This is a genomic window from Bradyrhizobium sp. NBAIM18, from assembly GCF_020193825.1.
GTDB classification, from domain to species: Bacteria; Pseudomonadota; Alphaproteobacteria; order Rhizobiales; family Xanthobacteraceae; genus Bradyrhizobium; species Bradyrhizobium yuanmingense.
Map to the genome: position 1 here is coordinate 1 of NZ_JADYVO010000047.1, position 8377 is coordinate 8377.

An 8377-nucleotide genomic window follows, 5' to 3' on the forward strand; every position below is an offset into this window, starting at 1 on the left:
GTCAAGGCTGGCCGTCGCTCTGCTCTCGCCTCATACCCGCTGCCGCCAGGCCACGCCTTGACGGTCGCAAGCGCGGCGTCATGCTCAAGGCAATCGGGCGCCCGCTTTAATGGTTGCTACGGCACCGATGTTGGTGCTTACGTATTAAACCTGAAATGCATCACGTCGCCGTCGGCGACGACGTAGTCCTTGCCTTCGAGGCGGAGCTTGCCGGCATCGCGGGCACCGGCTTCGCCGCCGAGCGCGACGTAATCGTCATACGCGATGGTCTCGGCGCGGATAAAACCCTTCTCGAAATCGGTGTGGATCACGCCGGCCGCGGCCGGCGCCTTGGTGCCGCGATGGATGGTCCAGGCGCGCGCTTCCTTCGGGCCCACGGTGAAGTAGGTGATGAGGTCGAGCAGGGTGTAGCCGGCGCGGATCAGGCGATCGAGACCCGCTTCTTGGAGTCCCAAGGTCTCCAGGAAGTCTGCGCGCTCGTCGCGCGAGATGGTGGCGATCTCGGACTCGATCTTGGCGGAGATGACGACGGCGACCGCGCCCTCCTTCGCCGCCTGCTCCTCGACCGCCTTGGAAAAGGCGTTGCCGGTGGCAGCCGAGCCTTCCTCGACGTTGCAGACATAGAGCACGGGCTTTGACGACAACAGGCCGAGCATCGCGAACGCCCGCTCCTCCTCCGCCTTGCGCTCGACGAGGCGCGCAGGCTTGCCCTCGCGCAGCAGCACCAGGGTGCGGTTGACCAGATCGAGCTGTTCCTTGGCGTCCTTGTCGTTGCCCTTGGCCTTCTTGGTGAGGTTGTCGACGCGCTTCTCGAGGCTGTCGAGGTCGGCGAGCATCAGCTCGGTCTCGATGGTCTCGATGTCCGCGAGCGGGGCGATCTTGCCTTCGACATGGGTGATGTCGGAGTCCTCGAAGCAGCGCACCACATGCGCGATGGCGTCGACCTCGCGGATGTTGGCCAGGAACTGGTTGCCGAGGCCTTCGCCCTTGGAGGCGCCGCGCACGAGGCCGGCGATGTCGACGAACGTCAGCCGGGTCGGGATGATCTGGCCCGACTTGGCGATGGCCGCGAGCTTGTCGAGCCTGGGATCGGGCACGGCAACCTCGCCGACATTCGGCTCGATGGTGCAGAACGGATAGTTCGCGGCCTGCGCCGCGGCCGTCTCGGTCAGCGCATTGAACAAGGTCGACTTGCCGACATTGGGCAATCCGACGATCCCGCATTTGAATCCCATGGTGGTCCTGGCCTCCGCGCTTCGCGCGTCAATGTATTCCGAAAGTCGTCATGCGCTGGCTTGACCCGCGCATCCATCGTCTTCGAAGGATGGATCGCCGGATCAAGTCCGGCGATGACAGGCGTTATTCCTTGCCGTTCTCGTCCTTGGTCAAAAACCCCTTCGCCTGCATGGCCAGATGCACCCTGTTGGCGAAGGTCGCGTCCGTGCCCTTGGCAAGCAGCGCGGCGTGCTCGGCCACGGCGTCGCAGAGCGTCGTCACCCATTCGTTGTCGGCCTTGGCGAAGTCCGACAGCACATGGCCGTGCACCAGTTCCTTGACGCCGGGATGACCGATGCCGAGCCGGACGCGGCGATAATCGTTGCCGATATGCGCCGAGATCGAGCGCAGACCGTTATGGCCGGCGATGCCGCCACCGATCTTCACCCGCACCTTGCCCGGCGGCAGCTCGAGTTCGTCGTGGAACACCGTGGTGTCGCCCGCGGCGATCTTGAAGAAGCTCGCCGCGTCCTGAACGCTGCGGCCGGACTCGTTCATGTAGGTCGTGGGCTTGAGCAGGATCACGCGCTCGATGCCGAGCGCACCTTCCGAGGTCTCGCCCTGAAAGCGGCGACGCCACGGCGCAAAGCCATGACGCCGCGCGATCTCGTCGACGGCCATGAAGCCGATATTGTGCCGGTTACGTGCGTATTTCGCGCCGGGATTGCCGAGCCCAACAAAGAGTCGCATGACGCGGCGCGCCCCCCGCTCGGCGCGCGGTCAAGGACCGCGCGCCAGCTTCGAGAGATTACTTCTTCTTGTCGCCGCCGGCGGGAGCCTTGGCAGCAGCGGCAGGAGCAGCAGCCGGAGCCGCGGCACCAGCGGCCGGAGCAGCCGCAGCGCCCGGGGCCGCACCAGCAGCGGCGGCCGCAGCAGCGGCCTTCTGCTCTTCGGCGTAGCCGGACGGCGGCACGATGGTGACGAGGGTCGCGTCCTCGCGGGTCAGCGCCTTGACGCCGGCCGGCAGCTTGACGTCGGCCAGATGCAGGGAGTGACCGATCTCGAGCGAGCCGACATCGGCCTCGATGTACTGCGGGATGCTCTCGACTCCGCATTCGAGCTCGATCGCGTGGGCGACGATGTTGACCGTGCCGCCGCGCTTCACGCCCGGGGAGGTTTCGGCCTTCACCACGTGCAGGGGAACGCTGATGCGGATGGTGGCGCCTTCGCCCAGCCGCATGAAGTCGACATGGATCGGGAAGTCCTTGACCGGGTCGAGATGGTAGTCGCGCGGAATGACGCGGTGCTTCTTGCCCTCGAGGTCGATGTCGACCAGCGTGGTCAGGAACCGGCCGGCAAGGATGCGCTGGCGCAGTTCACGATCCTCGATCGAGATCGTCAGCGGGGGCTGGTTGTTGCCGTAGATCACTCCGGGCACTCGCCCGGCGCGACGCTCAGCCCGGGCGGCCCCCTTGCCGCTCTTCGGACGTGCGGTCGCCTTCAATTCCTTGACGGTCGTCGCCATGTCGTTAAGTCCTTGTTTTTGCAAAAGTTAATGGGCCGCAAGGCGGCCCATGGCATAGTCCACAGCAAGCCTCCAGGGGTGCGGGGGCCGCGGACGTGGCGGGCTTTTACCCGGAAGCTGCGGAAATGACAAGGAGAATGGGCTGGTAGGCCCGGGTTCGCACCCGGGCTCTTACCCTCCCCTGGAGGGGGAGGGTCGGCTCGCATGGAGCGTAGCGAAATGTGAGACGGGGTGGGGTGATCTCTCCCCTCGGGCAGTCCCCGTGTGGAGGGATCACCCCACCCCGCTCGCGCTTACGCGCGATCGACCCTCCCCCTCCAGGGGAGGGTAAGAGAGACCGCGCCTTACGACGTCGTCGGGGTTCCCCCGAGCTTGGCCTCCAGCGCTGCGATCCGCGTCTTCAAGGCTTCGTTCTCCTCGCGCGCCAGGCGCGCCATGTCCTTGACCGCCTCGAACTCCTCGCGCTTGACGAGGTCCATGTCGCGCAGGAATTTTTCGGCCTGGTTGCGCATCACGGAGTCGAACTCGCGCTTGACGCCCTGGGCAGCACCGGCGGCGTCGTTCATCAGGCGGCCGATCTCGTCGAAAAACCGGTTGTTGGTCTGGGTCATTGTGGGCCTCCGATAAACTTTGCGCGAACACGCAAGATGACAATGGCAATCCGACGGGGCCGGTTCAAGAGCGAAGCGGCGGTATCCTTGTCATGTGCGGGTTTCCTTGCAATCGTATTCAACGTCCCTGCATAAGAGGAATCACGGGGCGTCGGCCGGCGCCCGCCGCGATCCCGCTTGCACACAGAAGGCGCGATGCCCTTTCTGCTGATCGACTTCCCCGCCTTCAACCCGATCGCGCTCGAGATCGGTCCGTTCGCGATCAAATGGTATGCCCTGGCCTATATCTGCGGCATCGTGTTCGGCTGGCTTTATGCCCGCGCGCTGCTGAAGAGCGAACGCCTGTGGGGCGGACCCGCGCCGATCTCGCTGCTTCAGATCGACGACTTCATCTTGTGGGTCACGCTCGGCATCATCATCGGCGGCCGCGCCGGCTACGTGCTGTTCTACAACCTGCCCTTCTTCATCGACCATCCCGCCGCGATCTTCAAATTGTGGGAGGGCGGGATGTCGTTCCACGGCGGCTTCCTCGGCTGCGTCGTCGCGGTGATGTGGTTCGCCTGGCGCAATGGCATCTCGATCCTGTCGCTCGGCGACATCACCACCGCGGTTGCCCCGGTCGGGCTCTTGCTCGGACGCATCGCCAATTTCATCAATGGCGAATTGTGGGGCCGCGCCACCGACCCGAGCCTGCCCTGGGCGATCATCTTCCCCAACGATCCGACGCAGCTGCCGCGCCATCCGAGCCAGCTCTACCAGGCGGGCATGGAGGGCATCCTGCTGTTCACGGTGCTGGCAATCATGATCCGGTTCGGTGCCTTAAGGCGCCCCGGCATGATCCTCGGCGCCTTCATCCTGGTCTATGGCCTGGCCCGCATCGCCGGCGAGCATTTCCGTGAGCCGGACGCGCAGCTCGGTTTTCTCTGGGGCGGATTAACCATGGGCATGCTGCTGTCGATCCCGATGCTTATCGTCGGCCTCATTCTTATTGTATTGGCAGCGAGGCGCAGTGCGCCGACGGCCGTCCAGGCCATTCGTTAATTCATTTCGAGAAGATCGCCGTGACCGACCAGCCGCTGCTCAACGAGATCAAGGCGCTGATCAAATCCTCCGGGCCCATGCCGGTCTGGCGGTACATGGAATTGTGCCTGATGCATCCGCGCTACGGCTATTACGTCTCGCGCGATCCGCTCGGGCGCGAGGGCGACTTCACGACGGCGCCCGAAGTCAGCCAGATGTTCGGCGAGTTGTTGGGGTTGTGGACCGCCTCGGTCTGGAAGCAGATGGGCTCGCCGCAATTCCTGCGGCTGATCGAGCTCGGCCCCGGCCGCGGCACCATGATGGCGGATGCGCTGCGGGCGCTCCGCGTGCTGCCGCCGCTCTACCAGGCGCTCCACATCCACATGGTCGAAGTCAATCCCGTGTTGCGGGACCGGCAGAGCGCGACGCTGGCGAACGTGCGCAACATCGCCTGGCACGACAGCATCGACCAGGTGCCGGAGGGCCCCAGCATCATCCTCGCCAACGAATATTTCGACGTGCTGCCGGTCCACCAGATGGTCCGGCTCGAAAACGGCTGGCACGAGCGCGTGATCGAGATCGATCCCAACGGCAAGCTGCAGTTCGGCGCGGCGCCGGAGCCGACGCCGCGGTTCGACGTGCTGCTGCCGCCCCTGGTGCGCGCCGCCCCGATCGGCGCCGTGTTCGAGTGGCGGCCGGACGGCGAGATCATGAAGCTCGCCGCGCGCGTGCGCGACCAGGACGGCGCGGCGCTGATCATCGATTACGGCCATCTGCGCAGCGATGCCGGCGACACCTTCCAGGCCATCGCGCGCCACACCTTCGCCGATCCCCTGAAGGCGCCGGGCCAGGCCGACGTCACCGCCCATGTCGATTTCCAGGCACTGGCGCGCGCAGCCGAGGCTGTCGGCGCGCGCGTGCATGGGCCGGTGACACAAGGCGACTTCCTCAAGCGGATCGGCATCGACACCCGTGCCGCGGCCCTGATGCAGAAAGCAGCGCCCGAAATCGCCACCGACATCTCGGTGGCGCTCAAGCGCCTGACCGATACCGGGCGTGGCGGCATGGGCTCGATGTTCAAGGTGCTCGGCATCTCCGAGCCGCGGCTGACCAGCCTTGCCGGCCTCAGCGATCTCGAACAGGCAGGAGAGGCCTCATGACGATTGCTTCGTCGGTGCTGTCGGCCGTGCCCGGCCTGCGCCATGCCTTCTTCACCCGCGAAGGCGGCGTCTCCGGCGGCATCTATTCGGCGCTGAACGGCGGGCTCGGCTCCAACGACGATCAGGCCCTGGTCGCGGAGAACCGGCGCCGCATGGCCGAGCATGTCGGCGTTGCGCCCGAGCGCTTCCTCAGCCTGCACCAGATCCATTCGCCCGACGTGCTGGTTGCCGAGGCACCATGGCCGAGCGGGCCGCGACCCAAGGGCGATGCGCTGGTGACGAAGACGCCGGGCATCGCGCTCGGCGTCTCCACCGCCGATTGCGGGCCGGTGCTGTTCGTCGATCCGAAGGCGCGCGTGATCGGCGGCGCGCACGCGGGGTGGAAGGGCGCACTGACGGGCGTGCTGGAATCCACCATCGCGGCGATGGAGCAGCTCGGCGCCACGCGCGGCGGCATCATCGCCGCGATCGGTCCCTTGATCCGCCAGGACAGCTACGAGGTCGGCAACGAGTTCGTCGCGCGCTTCATCGAACAGGATGCGGAGAACGCTGTGTTCTTCATCCCATCGGTGCGCGAGGGCCACGCGATGTTCGACCTCGCCGGCTTCATCCGCAAGCGGCTCGAGGCCGCCGGCATCCTGATGATCGACGACCTCGGTCTCGACACCTATTCCGACGAGCGCTTCTTCAGCTATCGCCGTTCGGTGCATCGCAAGGAGCCGGATTACGGCCGCCACGTTCACGCCATCGCGCTTGAAGCGTGAACACAGGGGCACCCCGTGCCATTCCGGGGCTCGATGACAGTGGCTTGTGTCGCGCCTGCCCTAGACCTTAATCGATTTTAACGATATCGCTGCCTCCATAATGAGGGACGCGTCATTCATCTTCCGCCGCGCGGGTTCGCGCGTGCTGGCGGTCATGCTGCTGGCGGCGGCGGCCGCGCTGGGCGGCTGCGCCGGCGGCGGCACTGCGGCCAATTCCTATGCGATGGCGCCGAGCGCCGGCAGTGGGGCCACTATCGCCTTCGAATCGATCGACGGGCCACCTCCGCAAGTGTTCGACCGCATGGTCGGCGTGCTCGACAGCGAATCCAAGCTGCGCAGCCTGTCCGTGGTCTCCCGCGAAGGTACGGCTGCCTATCGCGTGCGCAGCTACCTCTCCGCCCAGGTGGTGCGCGGCAAGACCGTGATCGCCTGGGTCTGGGACGTCTACGACGCCAACCAGCAGCGCGCGCTGCGTCTCTCCGGCGAGGAACCGACCTCGGCCAAGGGCGGGCGCGACGCGTGGTTGGCTGCCGACGACCTCGTGCTGCGGAAGATCGCCCAGGCCGGATTCAGCGGACTTTCCAACATGATCAACGGAACGCCGGATGCACCCAATGCAGCTCCGGCATTGCGGGGACCGGCGGTGGCCAGCGTCGTCAAGGACGCTCCCGCGCCGGACATGCCGGCATCAGCGCTCGGCTATGCCGAGCAATAACCCCCGCTAAACCACGGCCTCAACTTGCGGCCAAGCCGTTGGCCCGACTCAGGATTTTCAAAGGGAAAACGTAGCATCCCGGGTTGCCATTGCGCCCTTCCGCCTGATATTTCCTCGCCCGTCGTAACCGTGCTGCCAGCGGGTATTTTCTGATGTTGAAGGTCGTATCCAGCAAAGCGCGGGAGGAAGCGTCCATGTCGGCCAAAAACGGCTCCATCAAGCTCGTCGCCGGCAACTCCAATCCGGCCCTCGCCCAGGCGATCGCGCAAGGGCTCGACCTGCCGCTGACCAAGGCGGTGGTACGGCGCTTCGCCGACATGGAGATCTTCGTCGAGATCCAGGAGAACGTCCGCGGCTCGGATGCCTTCGTCATCCAGTCGACCTCGTTCCCCGCCAACGATCATCTGATGGAATTGCTGATCATCACCGACGCGCTGCGCCGCTCCTCGGCGCGCCGCATCACCGCGGTGCTGCCCTATTTCGGCTACGCAAGGCAGGACCGTAAGTCCGGCTCGCGCACGCCGATCTCGGCCAAGCTCGTCGCCAACATGATCACGCAGGCCGGCGTCGACCGCGTCATGACGCTCGACCTGCATGCCGGCCAGATCCAGGGCTTCTTCGACATCCCGACCGACAACCTGTTCGCCGCGCCGCTGATGGTGCGCGACATCAAGGACAAGTTCGACCTGACCAAGACGATGGTGGTCTCGCCCGACGTCGGCGGCGTCGCCCGCGCACGCGGCCTCGCCAAGCGCATCAACACCCCGCTCGCCATCGTCGACAAGCGCCGCGAACGGCCGGGCGAGTCCGAGGTCATGAACGTGATCGGCGACGTCTCCGGCCACACCTGCATCCTCGTCGACGACATCGTCGATTCCGGCGGCACGCTGGTGAATGCGGCCGATGCGCTGCTCGCCAAGGGCGCCAAAGACGTCTACGCCTACATCACCCACGGTGTGCTCTCCGGCGGCGCCGCCGCCCGCATCGCCGGCTCCAGGCTGAAGGAGCTGGTGATCACCGATTCGATCCTGCCGACCGAGGCGGTGACCAAGGCGCCGAACATCCGCACCCTACCGATCGCCAGCCTGATCTCGGATGCGATCGCGCGCACGGCGGCGGAAGAATCGGTGTCGAGCCTGTTCGACTGATCGTTATCCTCACCTGTCAGTCTCGTAGGGTGGGCAAAGGCGCAAAGCGCCGTGCCCATTTCTTTTTGTAATGAAGGTGGTGGGCACGCTTGCGCTTTGCCCACCCTTGTATTAGCGCGCCGGGTTAGGATGGCCATGTTCCATGAGGAATGGCCCAGCCCGGGTGGCCACCCGAACTGGGCCGCCGATCGATCGGATCGATGCCCACCGAAGCCTTGA

The 8377-nt window shown here is 65.7% G+C and carries 9 protein-coding genes; 5 read left to right on the plus strand and 4 right to left on the minus strand.

Translation table 11 applies throughout. The features are described from left to right. Positions 1-137: 137 nt before the first annotated feature. The 4 genes from ychF to I6F17_RS37135 form a co-directional block, all read right to left on the minus strand. Positions 138-1235 (minus strand): redox-regulated ATPase YchF, encoded by a 1098-nt coding sequence (ychF, locus tag I6F17_RS37120; RefSeq protein ID WP_225132275.1) that lies wholly within the window; start codon positions 1233-1235, stop codon positions 138-140. Positions 1236-1359: 124 nt separating this feature from the next. After that, entirely contained in the window at positions 1360-1965 is a 606-nt protein-coding gene (gene pth, locus I6F17_RS37125) for an aminoacyl-tRNA hydrolase (RefSeq protein ID WP_225132276.1), read from the minus strand. A 58-nt stretch (positions 1966-2023) separates the two neighbouring features. Further along, complete coding sequence (locus I6F17_RS37130) at positions 2024-2740, minus strand: 50S ribosomal protein L25/general stress protein Ctc (RefSeq protein ID WP_057027685.1); 717 nt, start codon at positions 2738-2740, stop codon at positions 2024-2026. Positions 2741-3084: 344 nt separating this feature from the next. Then, positions 3085-3351, minus strand: a complete 267-nt coding sequence (locus I6F17_RS37135) for an accessory factor UbiK family protein (protein ID WP_225132255.1) — start codon at positions 3349-3351, stop codon at positions 3085-3087. 195 nt (positions 3352-3546) lie between these two features. Here I6F17_RS37135 and lgt point away from each other — a divergent pair, with 195 nt between their 5' ends. From lgt to I6F17_RS37160, 5 genes are all read left to right on the plus strand, one after another. After that, positions 3547-4392 (plus strand): prolipoprotein diacylglyceryl transferase, encoded by an 846-nt coding sequence (lgt, locus tag I6F17_RS37140; RefSeq protein ID WP_225132256.1) that lies wholly within the window; start codon positions 3547-3549, stop codon positions 4390-4392. A 20-nt stretch (positions 4393-4412) separates the two neighbouring features. Next, complete coding sequence (locus I6F17_RS37145) at positions 4413-5531, plus strand: SAM-dependent methyltransferase (protein WP_225132257.1); 1119 nt, start codon at positions 4413-4415, stop codon at positions 5529-5531. Then, on the plus strand, positions 5528-6295 hold the full coding sequence (pgeF, locus tag I6F17_RS37150; RefSeq protein WP_225132258.1) for a peptidoglycan editing factor PgeF: 768 nt from the start codon (positions 5528-5530) through the stop codon (positions 6293-6295). The genes I6F17_RS37145 and pgeF overlap by 4 nt, the downstream gene beginning before the upstream one ends. A gap of 100 nt (positions 6296-6395) precedes the next feature. After that, positions 6396-7010 (plus strand): hypothetical protein, encoded by a 615-nt coding sequence (locus I6F17_RS37155; RefSeq protein WP_225132259.1) that lies wholly within the window; start codon positions 6396-6398, stop codon positions 7008-7010. A gap of 194 nt (positions 7011-7204) precedes the next feature. Then, a complete protein-coding gene (locus tag I6F17_RS37160) occupies positions 7205-8158 on the plus strand; it encodes a ribose-phosphate pyrophosphokinase (protein ID WP_225132260.1) in 954 nt (317 codons plus the stop codon). Positions 8159-8377: the final 219 nt, after the last annotated feature.